16 protein-coding genes and 1 riboswitch are annotated in these 12,080 nt (G+C 73.1%); of the genes, 6 read left to right on the plus strand and 10 right to left on the minus strand.

Annotated features, from left to right (window positions below; translation table 11 throughout):
* Window positions 1-19: 19 nt before the first annotated feature.
* The 7 genes from ACFZP7_RS05750 to ACFZP7_RS05780 form a co-directional block, all read right to left on the minus strand.
* Window positions 20-790 carry an urease accessory protein UreD gene (locus tag ACFZP7_RS05750; RefSeq protein ID WP_210903855.1) on the minus strand — a complete coding sequence of 257 codons (771 nt, stop codon included), beginning with the start codon at window positions 788-790 and terminating at the stop codon, window positions 20-22.
* Complete coding sequence (ureG, locus tag ACFZP7_RS05755) at window positions 778-1,452, minus strand: urease accessory protein UreG (RefSeq protein WP_019327501.1); 675 nt, start codon at window positions 1,450-1,452, stop codon at window positions 778-780. Before ureG ends, ACFZP7_RS05750 begins: the two co-directional genes overlap by 13 nt.
* A gap of 173 nt (window positions 1,453-1,625) precedes the next feature.
* A complete protein-coding gene (locus ACFZP7_RS05760; RefSeq protein WP_385634009.1) occupies window positions 1,626-2,300 on the minus strand; it encodes an urease accessory protein UreF in 675 nt (224 codons plus the stop codon).
* A gap of 8 nt (window positions 2,301-2,308) precedes the next feature.
* Window positions 2,309-4,030, minus strand: a complete 1,722-nt coding sequence (locus ACFZP7_RS05765; RefSeq protein WP_019327503.1) for an urease subunit alpha — start codon at window positions 4,028-4,030, stop codon at window positions 2,309-2,311.
* On the minus strand, window positions 4,023-4,334 hold the full coding sequence (locus tag ACFZP7_RS05770) for an urease subunit beta (RefSeq protein WP_019327504.1): 312 nt from the start codon (window positions 4,332-4,334) through the stop codon (window positions 4,023-4,025). Before ACFZP7_RS05770 ends, ACFZP7_RS05765 begins: the two co-directional genes overlap by 8 nt.
* Window positions 4,335-4,350: 16 nt before the next feature.
* The gene (locus ACFZP7_RS05775) at window positions 4,351-4,653 is read right to left on the minus strand and encodes an urease subunit gamma (protein WP_031021602.1); all 303 of its coding nucleotides are present in this window, start codon (window positions 4,651-4,653) and stop codon (window positions 4,351-4,353) included.
* Window positions 4,654-4,817: 164 nt separating this feature from the next.
* The gene (locus tag ACFZP7_RS05780) at window positions 4,818-5,471 is read right to left on the minus strand and encodes a TetR/AcrR family transcriptional regulator (protein WP_019327506.1); all 654 of its coding nucleotides are present in this window, start codon (window positions 5,469-5,471) and stop codon (window positions 4,818-4,820) included.
* 104 nt (window positions 5,472-5,575) lie between these two features.
* On the opposite strand from ACFZP7_RS05780, the gene ACFZP7_RS05785 reads away from it, so the two are divergent.
* Window positions 5,576-6,565 (plus strand): ABC transporter permease, encoded by a 990-nt coding sequence (locus ACFZP7_RS05785; protein ID WP_385634010.1) that lies wholly within the window; start codon window positions 5,576-5,578, stop codon window positions 6,563-6,565.
* 115 nt (window positions 6,566-6,680) lie between these two features.
* Here ACFZP7_RS05785 and ACFZP7_RS05790 read toward each other — a convergent pair whose 3' ends face one another.
* Window positions 6,681-6,962 (minus strand): type II toxin-antitoxin system Phd/YefM family antitoxin, encoded by a 282-nt coding sequence (locus tag ACFZP7_RS05790; RefSeq protein WP_086878280.1) that lies wholly within the window; start codon window positions 6,960-6,962, stop codon window positions 6,681-6,683.
* Between the two features lie 149 nt (window positions 6,963-7,111).
* Between ACFZP7_RS05790 and ACFZP7_RS05795 the strand changes: the two genes are divergently transcribed.
* The 3 genes from ACFZP7_RS05795 (at window position 7,112) to ACFZP7_RS05805 (ending at window position 9,079) form a co-directional block, all read left to right on the plus strand.
* Window positions 7,112-7,750, plus strand: coding sequence for an ATP-dependent Clp protease proteolytic subunit (locus tag ACFZP7_RS05795; protein WP_385634011.1), 639 nt, complete (start codon window positions 7,112-7,114; stop codon window positions 7,748-7,750).
* Window positions 7,751-7,757: 7 nt separating this feature from the next.
* Window positions 7,758-8,066 (plus strand): hypothetical protein, encoded by a 309-nt coding sequence (locus ACFZP7_RS05800; protein WP_031021597.1) that lies wholly within the window; start codon window positions 7,758-7,760, stop codon window positions 8,064-8,066.
* 391 nt (window positions 8,067-8,457) lie between these two features.
* Window positions 8,458-8,602: riboswitch (cyclic di-AMP (ydaO/yuaA leader) on the plus strand.
* A gap of 3 nt (window positions 8,603-8,605) precedes the next feature.
* Window positions 8,606-9,079, plus strand: a complete 474-nt coding sequence (locus ACFZP7_RS05805) for a C40 family peptidase (RefSeq protein WP_029393792.1) — start codon at window positions 8,606-8,608, stop codon at window positions 9,077-9,079.
* On the opposite strand, the gene ACFZP7_RS05810 is transcribed toward ACFZP7_RS05805, so the two are convergent.
* Window positions 9,072-9,554 (minus strand): ATP-binding protein, encoded by a 483-nt coding sequence (locus tag ACFZP7_RS05810; RefSeq protein WP_030977041.1) that lies wholly within the window; start codon window positions 9,552-9,554, stop codon window positions 9,072-9,074. The genes ACFZP7_RS05805 and ACFZP7_RS05810 overlap by 8 nt on opposite strands.
* 214 nt (window positions 9,555-9,768) lie before the next feature.
* Here ACFZP7_RS05810 and ACFZP7_RS05815 point away from each other — a divergent pair, with 214 nt between their 5' ends.
* A complete protein-coding gene (locus tag ACFZP7_RS05815) occupies window positions 9,769-10,632 on the plus strand; it encodes a helix-turn-helix transcriptional regulator (RefSeq protein ID WP_019327513.1) in 864 nt (287 codons plus the stop codon).
* Between the two features lie 9 nt (window positions 10,633-10,641).
* Window positions 10,642-10,896 carry a DUF397 domain-containing protein gene (locus tag ACFZP7_RS05820; RefSeq protein ID WP_030977039.1) on the plus strand — a complete coding sequence of 85 codons (255 nt, stop codon included), beginning with the start codon at window positions 10,642-10,644 and terminating at the stop codon, window positions 10,894-10,896.
* A 42-nt stretch (window positions 10,897-10,938) separates the two neighbouring features.
* Here the strand turns inward: ACFZP7_RS05820 and ACFZP7_RS05825 are convergent, their stop codons facing one another.
* The gene (locus ACFZP7_RS05825) at window positions 10,939-12,066 is read right to left on the minus strand and encodes an 8-amino-7-oxononanoate synthase (protein WP_385634012.1); all 1,128 of its coding nucleotides are present in this window, start codon (window positions 12,064-12,066) and stop codon (window positions 10,939-10,941) included.
* Window positions 12,067-12,080: the final 14 nt, after the last annotated feature.

A 12,080-nucleotide genomic window follows, 5' to 3' on the forward strand; every position in this document is an offset into this window, starting at 1 on the left:
CGCGTTCGATCGGCGGGCCTCAGTCCAGCGAGGCCAGCCCTTCCTCCAGCAGCCGCCGCAGCCGCAGCCCGTCCGGTGCCACGGCCGTCACCAGCACCGCGGGCCCGGCGAGCGGCATCACCGCCGCGCCCTGCGCGAAGTGCCTCGCCGGCGGCGGACCGGCGGCGAACTGAGGCCGTACGACGACGAGCTGACCGGCGGCCCGATGGCCCGCCAGCCCGGCGGGCCCGTCCCAGCCGCCCGGCGCGCCGGGTCCGCAGGCCAGTTCCTGGTCCAGGACGCACCGTCCGGCGACCCGTACGGTCAGACGGCTGGTGAGCCGCCCGGGTTCCTCACCGGACCGGCCGAGCACCTGCTCCTCGCGCAGCAGGAGCCGTCCGCCGGCGGCGACGTCGACGCGCGTGGCGACGGTCAGTTCACTGCCGTGCGCGGAGATCAACTGCTCGGGCAGCCAGCGTAGTTCTGCGTCGTCGCCGACGGTCAGACGCACGTCGTAACGGGCCGGGGCCTTGTCCTGGCCGGGCAGCGCGAGGGTGGCGGCGGCCGAACCGACCCGCAGCCGGGCGCCGGGTGCCGCCTCGGCGGTCACCGTGAAGTGGTCGCCGCCGAGCGGCCCGCTCATCGCGCCGACCAGCATGACGTGGGCCTCGGCACCGCTCCCCCGGGTCCGCCGCACCGCGAGCGGCCCCTCGCCCTCCAGGACGGGCAGGGCGGTGCCGCCCCGCCCGTCGCCCCGGGCGAGGACGCGTGCCCGCGCCCGGACGCCGCCGGGGGTGGTCACGCGGTCCACGCGGCGATCCGGCCCCGCACCCAGTCGGCCACGTCGCGGACCCCGTCCTCGCCGCGCAGGGACTGCAGGATCACCGGCAGTTCACCGCGCTGGGCCTTGGCGTCGGCGGCCATCCGGGCGAGGTCCGAGCCGACGTACGGCGCGAGGTCGGTCTTGTTGACGATCAGCAGGTCGGCGGTGCTGACGCCGGGCCCGCCCTTGCGCGGGATGTCGTCGCCGCCCGCCACGTCGATGACGAAGATCTGGGCGTCGACCAGTCCCTTGGAGAAGGTGGCGGTGAGGTTGTCGCCACCGGATTCGACCAGGACGAGGTCCAGCGGTCCGACCTCCTCCTCCAGGTCCTCCACCGCTTCGAGGTTGGCGGAGATGTCGTCCCGGATCGCGGTGTGCGGGCAGGCGCCGGTCTCGACGGCGCTGATCCGCTCCGGCGGCAGCACCGCCTCGCGCAGCAGGAACTCGGCGTCCTCGCGGGTGTAGATGTCGTTGGTGACGACGGCGAGGGACAACTCCTCGCGCAGCGCCCGGCAGAGCGCGGCGACGGTCGCGGTCTTGCCGGACCCGACCGGCCCGCCGAGCCCGATCCGCAGGGCGCGACGGGTCCCGTCGGGCCGGTGGGCGTCGGCGGAGACGGCGGGGGTGGTGTGGTGATCACCGAGATGCACGGTACGGCTCCTGTGAAATCTTGGGCCGGCCGCTTCGGCCCGTCCGGCGTTCGAGGACGGGGCCGTCAGGCCGACGGGGGGGCCAGGGGGTGGAGCCCCCTGGCGGGGTCGAAGGGGGCAGAGCCCCGGGGAAGGCGGGAAGGGAAGGGGCGGCGGGGGCGAGAAGGACGCCGCTAGGAGGCGAACAACCGCACCGCCCAGGCGGCATGCGCCTCCGCGCCGATCTCCAACAGCGGCGCGGACCGCGCGGGCAGCACGTCGACCCCCTCGGCCACGGCCGCCCGTCCCGCCTCCACGGCGTCCCGCGCCACCCGGTCCAGGTCGGGCGCGAGCCGCGCGAGTACGCCGGTCGCGTCGAACGGGTCGAGCGAGAGCAGCCGCACGACGGCCGTGGCCGGCCCGCTCACCCCCTCGTAGGCGGAGCAGTACGCCGCGTCCAGCGGTTCGAGCCCCGCCGCGCGGGCGGTCAGGCCGAGGACGACGGGCTGGTGGGCTCCCTTCGGCAACCGACGTGCCAGCGCGTCCAGTTCCGGATGCGGCCAGGTGGTGCGGGCGGCCCGCATCAGCTGCCGGCCGAGTCTGCGTGCCGCCACCCGCAGGGCGGGCGACGGTGTGCGGGCGTCCGCGGCGAGGTCGAGTTCCGCGGGGTCGACGCCGAGGGACGCGGCCGCCGCGAGCGAGGCCGCCACGGCCCCGCTCGTGTGCAGCCGCCCTCGGCAGAACTCCTCCAGGCTCGCGGCGTCGGTGATGTGTCCCGCCCGGACGGCGGCCTCCGCCCCGCCGGAGTGCGCGTGCCCTCCGGCGGGGAAGCGGCCGTCCGCGAGGACGAGCAGCGCTGCGCGGCTCATGTCGCCGCTCAGAAGAGGAAGTACCGCTGCGCGAGCGGCAGTTCGGCAACCGGGGCGGGTTCGACCAGCTCCCCGTCGATGGTCACCGCGAAGGAGTCCGCGGCGACCTCGACGCGCGGCAGGGCGTCGTTCTGCCGCATGTCGGCCTTGGTCCGGCCGCGGGTCGACCGGATGGGCACCAGCTCCCGGCCGATGCCCAGGCGCTCCGGCAATCCGTCGTCGATGGCCGCCTCGGCCACGAAGGCCACCGAGTTGGCGGCCGGCGCCGTACCCTGCGCCCCGAACATCGGGCGCGGCAGGATCGGCTGCGGGGTGGGGATGGAGGCGTTGGCGTCACCGACCTGCGCGTAGGCGATCTGCCCGCCCTTGAGGACCAGTTGGGGCTTCACCCCGAAGAACTTCGGTTCCCACAGCACCAGGTCGGCGAGCTTGCCGGTCTCCACGGAGCCGACCTCGTGCTCGATGCCCTGGGCGACGGCGGGGTTGATGGTGTACTTGGCGACATAGCGACGTGCGCGCAGGTTGTCGGCCCGGTGGTCGCCGGGGAGGAATCCGCGCCGCCGCTTCATCACGTGCGCCGTCTGCCAGGTGCGCAGGATCACCTCGCCGATGCGGCCCATGGCCTGGGCGTCCGACGACATGATGGAGATCGCCCCCATGTCGTGCAGGATGTCCTCGGCCGCGATGGTGGTGGGCCGGATGCGGGACTCGGCGAAGGCCAGGTCCTCGGGGACCGCCGGGTTCAGGTGGTGGCAGACCATCAGCATGTCGAGGTGTTCCTCGACGGTGTTGACGGTGTGCGGCCGGGTCGGGTTGGTGGACGCCGGCAGCATGTTGGGCAGCGACACCGCCGTGATCATGTCAGGTGCGTGGCCGCCGCCGGCTCCCTCGACGTGGAAGGCGTGCAGGGTGCGGCCGGCCACCGCGTCGAAGGTGTCGCCGACGAAGCCGGCCTCGTTCAGGGTGTCGGTGTGGACGGCGAGCTGTACACCGGACTCCTCGCACACGTCCAGGCAGGCGGAGATCACCGCCGGAGTCGCGCCCCAGTCCTCGTGGATCTTGAAGCCGAGGATGCCGGCGCGCAGTTGGTCGCGCATGGACTCCTTGGACATGGTGGAGCCCTTGCCCAGGAAGCCGATGTTGACGGGGCTGGACTCCAGGGCGGCGAACATCCGGGCGAGGTGCCAGGAACCGGGCGTGACGGTCGTCGCCTTGCTGCCCTCGGCGGGGCCGGTGCCGCCGCCGATGAGTGTGGTGATGCCGGAGGCCAGGGCCTCGTCGACGGCGGCCGGCGCGATGAAGTGGACGTGGGTGTCGATGCCGCCCGCGGTGACGATCTTGCCGTTGCCCGCGATGATCTCCGTCTCGGGGCCGATGACGAGGTCCGGGTGGACGCCGTCCATGGTCTCGGGGTTGCCGGCCTTGCCGATGCCGGTGATGCGGCCGTCGCGGATGCCGATGTCGGCCTTGACGACGCCCCAGTGGTCGATGACGACGGCGCCGGTGACAACGGTGTCGGGAGCGCCCTCGGCGCGGGTGGCACGCGACTGGCCCATGGACTCGCGCAGCACCTTGCCGCCGCCGAAGACGGCCTCGTCGCCGGAGCGGCCGGGGCCGCCCGAGCGGTCCTCCTCGATCTCGACGAAGAGGTCGGTGTCGGCGAGGCGGACGCGGTCGCCGGTGGTCGGGCCGAACAGGTCGGCGTAGGCGGTACGGGAAAGCTCAGGCATCGAGGGCACCTCCGGTCTCGCCGCGCAGACCCGCGACGACGCGGGCGCCCGCGAGGGCGATCAGGTCCACGTCGACCGGGATGCCGGGCTCGAACCGGACGGCGGTGCCGGCGGCGATGTCCAGCCGCCTGCCGCGGGCCGCTTCTCGGTCGAAGTCGAGACCGGGGTTGGCCTCGGCGAAGTGGTAGTGGGAGCCGACCTGGACGGGCCGGTCGGCGGTGTTGAGCACGGTCAGACGGACGCTCTCGCGGCCCTCGTTGAAGGCGACCGGCTCGTCGGCGAAGAGGATCTCTCCGGGAATCATGGCGCTGTCGTTCCCGTCAGATGATCGGATCGTGGACGGTGACCAGCTTGGTGCCGTCGGGGAAGGTGGCTTCGACCTGCACGTCGTGGATCATCTCGGGCACGCCCTCCATGACCTCCACGCGCTGGATCAACTTGCGTCCGGAGGCCATGAGTTCGCCGACCGTGCGGCCGTCCCGGGCACCCTCGAGGATGTGCGAGGTGATCAGGGCGACCACCTCGGGATGGTTGAGCTTCACGCCTCGTGCGCGGCGCTTCTCGGCCACGTCCGCGGCCACATGGATGAGCAGTCTCTCCTGCTCGTGCGGGGTCAGTTGCATTTACCACCTCACAGGGCATGACGCCAGGACCGGACGTCCGGCTGCCGCGTCCACCGCGACGGCTCTAGATGTAACACACAGGAATGCGCCGGAATGCACACGCCGGTGCTCAAAAACCGCAGGTGGATCGAGGTGGAGAGTAGGGCTAGAGTGTTTCCGCCGCGTCACGCATTCTTGACCGACTGATTACCGGTGGCGTCGGGTGCCTCCCGCATGCTCAACAGCCCTCGCACGCCTGCCTGCAGGGCCTCCGGCGAGAAGCTGCCGAACAGCGCGTACTGGGCCCCGAAGCCCTGCACCGTCGCCATCAGCGTCCGCGCGACGGCGTCCGGGTCGACGTCGTCACGCATCATGCCCGCCTCCTGATAGCGGACGACGACCTTCGCCCAGGCCGCCAGCACCTTGGCGAAGCCCTCGTCCAGGAGGGCGGAGAGCGTCTCGTTGCGCAGCGTCTCGGTCCAGGCCTGGATCATGAGCCGCGGGAACAGCCACTGGCCGTCGTCCGTCAGCGCCGGCCGCTCCCGGGCCATGTGCGCCAGGGTGCGGGCGATGAGTTCGTCGGGCATGGCGGGCGGGTCCTCCCGCGCCGCGCGCTCGTACACGTCCCGGACGGCGCCCAGCACCTCGGCGACGATCGCCTCGATCAGCTCGTCCTTGCCGCTGAAGTAGCGGTAGACGGCACCCGCCGAGAGGTCGACCTCCTTCAGCACGTCCTGCATCGAGGTGGCGTGGAAGCCGTTGCGGGCGAAGCAGAGCGCGGCGCCGTCGAGGATCTGCCGGCGACGGGCGTCGAGGTGTTCCTGGGATACGCGGGCCATGACGCCCAATCTAAAACGAACGTTCCTTCTTGACAAGGCGCCCCTCCCGGTCGCACGGTGAGGGCGTAGCCAAAACGAACGATCCTTCTTTTTAGGGAGTCCCCATGGACACGCGTCGCCTGATCGCCGTGATCGTCCTGGTCCCGGTGCTGGTCTCACTGGCCCTGTGGGCCTTCGCCTGGCCGGCCGCCCGTACGGCACCCCGCGACCTGCCGCTCGGCGTGGCGGGGCCGCCCGCCGCGGTGGCGCAGCTGGAGCAGCGGCTCGCCGGGCGCGGGGACGCCTTCGAGATCCATCGCTACGCCGACGAGTCCGCGGCCCGTGAGGCCGTCGAGGACCGGGCCGTGTACGGCGCGCTGGTGGCCGACGACCGGGGCCCGAAGCTGCTCACGGCGTCCGCCGCCGGCCCCGCCGTCGCGCAGTTGCTGCGGCAGGCCGTGACCGAACGGACCTCGGCCTCGGGGACCGCGGTGCGCGTCGTCGACGTGGTGCCCGCGCCCGCCGCGGACCCGCGCGGCGCGGCACTGGGCGCGAGCGTGCTGCCGCTGGCGCTGGCCGGGATCGCGACGGGAGCGGTGACGACCCTGCTGGGACTGCGCGGCGTCCGGGCCGTGGTCGCCCTGGTGGGCGCCGCCGGGCTGACCGGGCTGGTCGCGGCGGCGATCGCACACAGCTGGCTCGGCGCGGTCGCCGGGGACTGGTGGGCCGCGGCCGGTGTGTTCGGGCTGTCCGCCCTGGCCGTGGGCGCGGGCGTCGCCGGATCGGCCGCACTGCTGGGCCGTCCGGGGCTCGTGCTGGGCGGTGCGGTGATGATGCTGCTGGGCAACCCCTTCTCGGCGGCGTCCTCGGCGCCCGAGCTGCTGCCGCGCCCGGCGGGGGCGATCGGCCAGTGGCTGCCGCCGGGCGCGGGCACCTCACTGCTGCGCTCGGTGTCCTTCTTCGACGGCGCCGCGGCGACCGGGTCGGCGCTGACGCTGACCTGGTGGGCGGTGCTGGGCCTGGCCGCCGTGTGCGTCGGCGGCGCCCTGCGCCGCCGCACACCGGACGCCGACCCGGCCCCCGCCCCGGCACCGGCCGCCACTCCGGTCAGCTGACCCCACCGCGCCACCGCGCCCCCGCCCCCACCCGCAGGGCGGGGGTCACCGCTGCCGTGCACCCCGCGTCGCGGGGCGGGTGGGGGCAAGCGGTCCGGGAGTGTGCCGACAGGGCCTAGGACGGGTCGGGCCCCCGGTGTTCCGCCGCGATGCCGAAGCGGTGGTGCTCGCGCGGGGCCCCGGCGGAGGCGTCGCGGACCCGGGAGACCGAGGTGACCACCTGGTCCCCGGCGGGCTCCTGGAGCTGTTCCAGTCGCTCCAGGTCGGCGGCGGAGACGAGGGCGACGAGAGGCTTGCCGTGGCGCGTCACGACGACGCGTTCACCGCCGTAGACCACCCGGTTGATCAGGTCGGCGAGTTCAGCCCTGGCTTGCGTCACCGGAATCTCGTAGGCCATGACCCCAGCTTACGGTTCGCCCCTGCGCGACCGGCGAGCACGGCGATCCGGCGAACACCACCCTCCACCGACGTACGTCCTGTACATTTTCTACAGAGGTGGCGGAGCCGCAGCCGGTTCCGTCACGTCCGTCAGGAGAGGGGTTCGCCATGACCAGGCCGTCCGCCCGTCACGTCCTGCCCGAGTTCACCGAGCGCACCGGTGCCGGGCAGCGGGCGCTGGACCCGTACGCCAAGCTGCTGGAGGAACGGATCGTCTTCCTGGGAACACCGATCGACGACACCTCGGCGAACGACGTGCCGGCACAGCTCCTGTACCTGGAGCACCAGGACCCGGACCGCGACATCGCCCTGTACGTCAACTCCCCCGGCGGCTCCTTCACCGCCATGACGGCGATCTACGACACGATGCGCCACATCGCCTGCGACGTGGCGACGACCTGTCTGGGACAGGCCGGTCCGCCCGCCGCGGTCCTGCTCGCGGCGGGCACGCCCGGCAAGCGCGCCGTGCTGCCCGGCGCACGGGTGGTGATCCACCAGCCCTCCCTGACCGAGCCGGTCCACGGGCAGGCCCGCGACCTGGCCGTCCGGGCGGGCGAACTGGCCCGCGTCCGCGCCCGGCTGGAGGAGATCCTCGTACGGCACACCGGCCGCACCCCGGAGCAGGTGGGCGCGGACCTCGAACGGGAGACCGTGCTGGACGCGCGCCAGGCGCTGGAGTACGGCCTGGTGGACCGGATCGTGCCCGGCCGCGGGGTCCCGCCGCGGCACACGCCCGGCGCGAGGTGAGCCGCCGATGCTGCCACCGGAGCCCCCTCCGCTGCCGGCCCTGACCCGCGCGGAGGCCGAGCTGATCGACCGTTACCTGGAGGTCGTGGACCTGCTCGGACGCATCAACCCGGCACGGGACGGCGACACCTACGGCGGACTGCGCGCCGCCCAGGCGCTGGTCGGCAAGGCGAGCGCCCTGCGCGACGCGCTGGCACTGATGCACCGCAGGGGCGAGACGGAAGTGCACGCGAGCACGCTCGCCCGGGCCCTTCGGGTACTGGACGGCGAGCGGCGGACGGCACGGATCGCCATCCCGCGGCACCCCGCCGACTGAGACCCGCCGTCCGGGCCCCCGTGCGCACGGCATCGAAACGGACCAAACGGCTTACCCCCTTTCAGCGTAGGAACACCTCCGATTCGGGACCGCCCCGGGTTGCGCGGGCCGTCCGCCCCGGCACCGCCGTTTCGGCTCGCGCCGCTGGTCCCGACGTCGCCCTGACGGGCGGCGAGACGTCGAACGAAGGGGCGTCCACCCGAACGGGTGAGTGGTGAGTAACAACACAAAGGGCACGTTCCGTTGGGATTTTCCCACCGGACGGGACAAGATCCGTGACTGACGACAAGCCCCCGCCGCAGCGGCGGGGCGGTCCGGGCGGACGCCGAGTCCTGCCGCCGTCCGGACGACCGGTCGACAGGAGTGGATCGGCAGGAGTGGAGGACCCGAGCACGACGGGTCGCCGGTACGGCCGTCTCCGGGAGGACGACGCCGGGCCGAGTGACCCTTGGGGTGAAGCCGCATCCGTGCGGCCGGGCAACTTCGCCAGCCCGAATCCGACAGGTCATCCTTCACAGGCGGCTGACGAAGGGTTGCGCATGTCTGCGCTCAATCGAGTCCCGTCCCTGATGGCCCGTGCCGGTACGGCCTCCGCTCTCACCCTCGCCGCCGTGGGCGGCTCCGTCGTGGTCCCCGGTGCCGCCTCCGAGGCGTCCGCGGCCGCCCACGCCACCAAGGCGCTCCAGATCGCGGCCTCCAAGAAGGGCTCACCGTACGCATGGGGCGCCGTGGGACCACACAGGTTCGACTGCTCCGGGCTGACGCTGTATTCGTTCAAGAAGGCCGGCAAGAAGCTGCCGCGCACGGCGGCCCAGCAGTACAACAAGACCCGGCACATTTCGGCCGGCAACCGCAAGGCCGGTGACCTGGTCTTCTTCCACTCGGGCCGCAGTGTCTACCACGTCGGCATCTACGCCGGGAAGGGCAAGATCTGGCACGCCCCGAAGACCGGGGACGTGGTGCGCCTGCAGAAGATCTGGACCGGCAGCGTCTGGTACGGCCGGGTCAAGTAGCCCGGCCGGGGAGGGTGACGGTGTCCTGACCCGCCGTCACCCCTCCGGCGCCGTCCGGCGGCGTCCAGGGAAGCTCGATGGAGACGGTCTTGCCGCCCTCGCGTGTCGGGCGCACCCTCAGCTTGCCGCCGCACTCCGCCGTCAGCCAGCGGATGATCACCATGCCCCGGCCGTTGTCCTGCTGGACGGCGGCCGGCAGGCGTTTGGGGAACCGGGGATGGCTGTCGGTGACGCCCAGGCGCAGCCGCTCGTCGCGGTCGAGCGCGAGGTCCACCGTGAACGTGGGCGACTGGCCGAACGTGTGCTGGACCGCGTTGGTCGCCAGCTCCGAGACGATGAGCCGAACGGTCTCCGACACCTCCGCCTCCGCCGGCAGTCCCCACTCCGCCAGTGTGCCGACCACGTAGGACCGCGCGGCGGCCACCGAGGCGGGATCGCTCGGCAGAGTGACGGATGCTTCCAGATGGTCTGCCATGGCGACGTCGTCCCTTTCCCACGGGACCGCAGTCCGACACGGAGCGGCTGGTTCGAGTACGGTCCCGGACTGGTGCTTCGCCGCCAGACTGCCATCACCCGGCCCGCGAAGGGCGGCGATCCACCAAGATATGCATATATCTGTCGCTCGATGCGGTGAACTCTGCGACCCCAGAGCGTATGTGGGCGGCTCGTCAGGAGTAGAGGAGTGGCCCATGCAGCACGGTCCCGTGGTGCGCCGCCGGAAGCTGGGCGCCGAACTGCGCGCCCTGCGCACATCGGCGGGGATCACCAGCGGTGAGGCGGCCCGGCTGGTGGGCTGGCACCAGTCGAAGGTCAGCCGGATCGAGACCGGCACGAGCGGGGCGAAACCGGCCGACGTGCGGTTACTGCTGGACGCCTATGGCGTGGACGACGCCCAGTTGCGGGAGCTGCTGGAGGTGCTGGCCGGCACCGACGGGCCGGGCGGGGGCCGGAATCACTGGTGGCACGCCTATCGCGGGGTGCTCCCGCCGACCTACCGCGACTTCATCAGCCTGGAGTCGCAGGCGAGCGCGATGCGCACGCTGGAGACCACGGTGGTCCCCGGCCTGCTCCAGACGCCCGAGTACGCCCGCGCGGTGACGCACGCCGCGGTGGACGGACTGTCGGAGGAGCGGCTGGACACGCTGGTGGAGGTGCGGCTGGCCCGCCAGGACGTGCTGCGGGCCGAGCCGCCGCTTGAGCTGAGCGCGGTCCTGGACGAGGCGGTGCTGCGGCGCGAGGTGGGCGGGCCCGGGGTCATGGCCCGTCAGCTGGAGCGGCTGGTCGAGGCCGCACGCCTCCCCCATGTCGCGCTCCGGGTCCTGCCGTTCGCCGCCGGGGCGCACATCGGTGTCACCGGCCCTTTCGTAATCTTCTCTTTTTCGAGCACTTCTGATCTGGACGTGGTTGTTCTCGACCACTTGACGAGTAGCCTGCACCTCGAACGGAAAGAAGACGTAGAGGCCTACACCGAGGCCTTCAACGCCCTTCTGGTTCATGCCCTTTCGCCCGAGGACTCGTTGGACTTCATCGCCGCGACCGCGGCAGGCGCGTAAGGAGGCACCATGTCAGGCACCACGTCGGATTCCACGTCGGCACGTCCCCGGAACGTCCCCGTGAGTACGGCGCTGCCCGGTGCGCGATGGCTGCGCAGCAGCTACAGCACCGGAGCGAACAACTGTGTGGAGACGGCCCGGCCGTCGGACGGCCCCTGGGCCGGTCTGCTCGCCGTACGCGACTCCAAGGATCCGGCCGGACCCGCGCTGCTCTTCTCCCCGGGGAGCTGGGCGTCGTTCACCGCCGCCATCCACAGCGGCTGATCCGGGCGGGCATCGGACGGCGCACGGCCGTGTCACGCCGACTCATGGTCGCGTTTCGCCGATGACCCGCACAGCGCGTTCGATCTGTACCCCGGAGAGGTCCGCACGGGCGGTCAGCCTGAGCCGTGAGATGCCGTCGGGCACGGAGGGAGGGCGGAAGCACCCCACGGCCAGGCCGGCCGCACGACAGTCGGCCGCCCACCGGACGGCCCCCTCCGGGGAGGGCGCGCGCACCGAGACGACCGCGGCGTCCGGACGCACCGCGGACAGCCCCTCGGCGGTCAGGCGTGCGTGCAGTTCGGCCGCCACCGCCCGCGCCCGCGCCGCCCGTTCGGGCTCGCGGCGCAGCAGTGTCAGCGCCGCCAGCGCCCCGCCCGCCGCCGCGGGGGCGAGACCGGTGTCGAAGATGAACGTGCGGGCCGCGTTGACCAGATGCTCGATCACCTCGGCGGGCCCGAGCACGGCGCCGCCCTGGCTGCCGAGCGACTTGGACAGCGTCACCGTCACGACGACGTCGTCCGCGCCCGCGAGACCCGCCTCCCGCGCGGCACCCCGCCCGCCCTCGCCGAGGACCCCGAGGCCGTGCGCGTCGTCCACGACCAGTCCGGCCCCGTACGCGCGGCACACCTGCGCGAGCGCGGCCAGCGGCGCCGCGTCGCCGTCGACCGAGAAGACCGTGTCGGAGACGGCGACCGCGGGCCCCTCGTGCGTCGCCAGGGCCTTGCGCACGGCGTCCGGGTCCGCGTGCCCCACCACCTGGGTCGTGCCGCGCGCCAGCCGGCAGCCGTCGATCAGCGAGGCGTGGTTGCCCGCGTCGGAGACGACGAGGGAGCCGTGCGGGGCCAGCGCGGTCACCGCGGCGAGGTTGGCCGCGTAGCCGGAGGAGAAGACGAGCGCGGCCTCGAAGCCGCAGAAGTCGGCGAGTTCGCGTTCGAGTTCGGCGTGCAGTTCGGTCGTCCCGGTCACCAGCCGGGAGCCGGTCGCCCCGGCGCCCCAGGCCCGCGCGGCCCGCGCCGCGCCCTCGGTGACCTCCGGGTGCCGGGCCAGTCCGAGGTAGTCGTTGCTGGCCAGGTCCAGCAGCGGCGAGTCGGCCGGCCGGGGGCGCAGAGTCCGTACGAGGCCCGCCCGGCGGCGCACCAGGGCCTGCTCGTCGATCCAGCCGAACGCCATGGATCGGTCCTCCG

The sequence above is a fragment of the Streptomyces sp. SudanB5_2050 genome, assembly GCF_964272335.1.
Lineage (GTDB): Bacteria > Actinomycetota > Actinomycetes > Streptomycetales > Streptomycetaceae > Streptomyces > Streptomyces rochei.

Bases quoted from the DNA above. Each gene is read 5' to 3' on its own strand.
- ACFZP7_RS05800 (WP_031021597.1), top strand. From the start codon at position 7,758: ATGCTGCCACCGGAGCCCCCTCCGCTGCCGGCCCTGACCCGCGCGGAG.
- ACFZP7_RS05780 (WP_019327506.1), bottom strand. From the start codon at position 5,471: ATGGCCCGCGTATCCCAGGAACACCTCGACGCCCGTCGCCGGCAGATC.
- ACFZP7_RS05805 (WP_029393792.1), top strand. From the start codon at position 8,606: ATGTCTGCGCTCAATCGAGTCCCGTCCCTGATGGCCCGTGCCGGTACG.
- ACFZP7_RS05825 (WP_385634012.1), bottom strand. From the start codon at position 12,066: ATGGCGTTCGGCTGGATCGACGAGCAGGCCCTGGTGCGCCGCCGGGCG.
- ACFZP7_RS05810 (WP_030977041.1), bottom strand. From the start codon at position 9,554: ATGGCAGACCATCTGGAAGCATCCGTCACTCTGCCGAGCGATCCCGCC.
- ACFZP7_RS05785 (WP_385634010.1), top strand. From the start codon at position 5,576: ATGGACACGCGTCGCCTGATCGCCGTGATCGTCCTGGTCCCGGTGCTG.
- ACFZP7_RS05760 (WP_385634009.1), bottom strand. From the start codon at position 2,300: ATGAGCCGCGCAGCGCTGCTCGTCCTCGCGGACGGCCGCTTCCCCGCC.
- ACFZP7_RS05775 (WP_031021602.1), bottom strand. From the start codon at position 4,653: ATGCAACTGACCCCGCACGAGCAGGAGAGACTGCTCATCCATGTGGCC.
- ACFZP7_RS05790 (WP_086878280.1), bottom strand. From the start codon at position 6,962: ATGGCCTACGAGATTCCGGTGACGCAAGCCAGGGCTGAACTCGCCGAC.
- ACFZP7_RS05820 (WP_030977039.1), top strand. From the start codon at position 10,642: ATGTCAGGCACCACGTCGGATTCCACGTCGGCACGTCCCCGGAACGTC.
- ACFZP7_RS05770 (WP_019327504.1), bottom strand. From the start codon at position 4,334: ATGATTCCCGGAGAGATCCTCTTCGCCGACGAGCCGGTCGCCTTCAAC.
- ACFZP7_RS05815 (WP_019327513.1), top strand. From the start codon at position 9,769: ATGCAGCACGGTCCCGTGGTGCGCCGCCGGAAGCTGGGCGCCGAACTG.
- ACFZP7_RS05795 (WP_385634011.1), top strand. From the start codon at position 7,112: ATGACCAGGCCGTCCGCCCGTCACGTCCTGCCCGAGTTCACCGAGCGC.
- ACFZP7_RS05765 (WP_019327503.1), bottom strand. From the start codon at position 4,030: ATGCCTGAGCTTTCCCGTACCGCCTACGCCGACCTGTTCGGCCCGACC.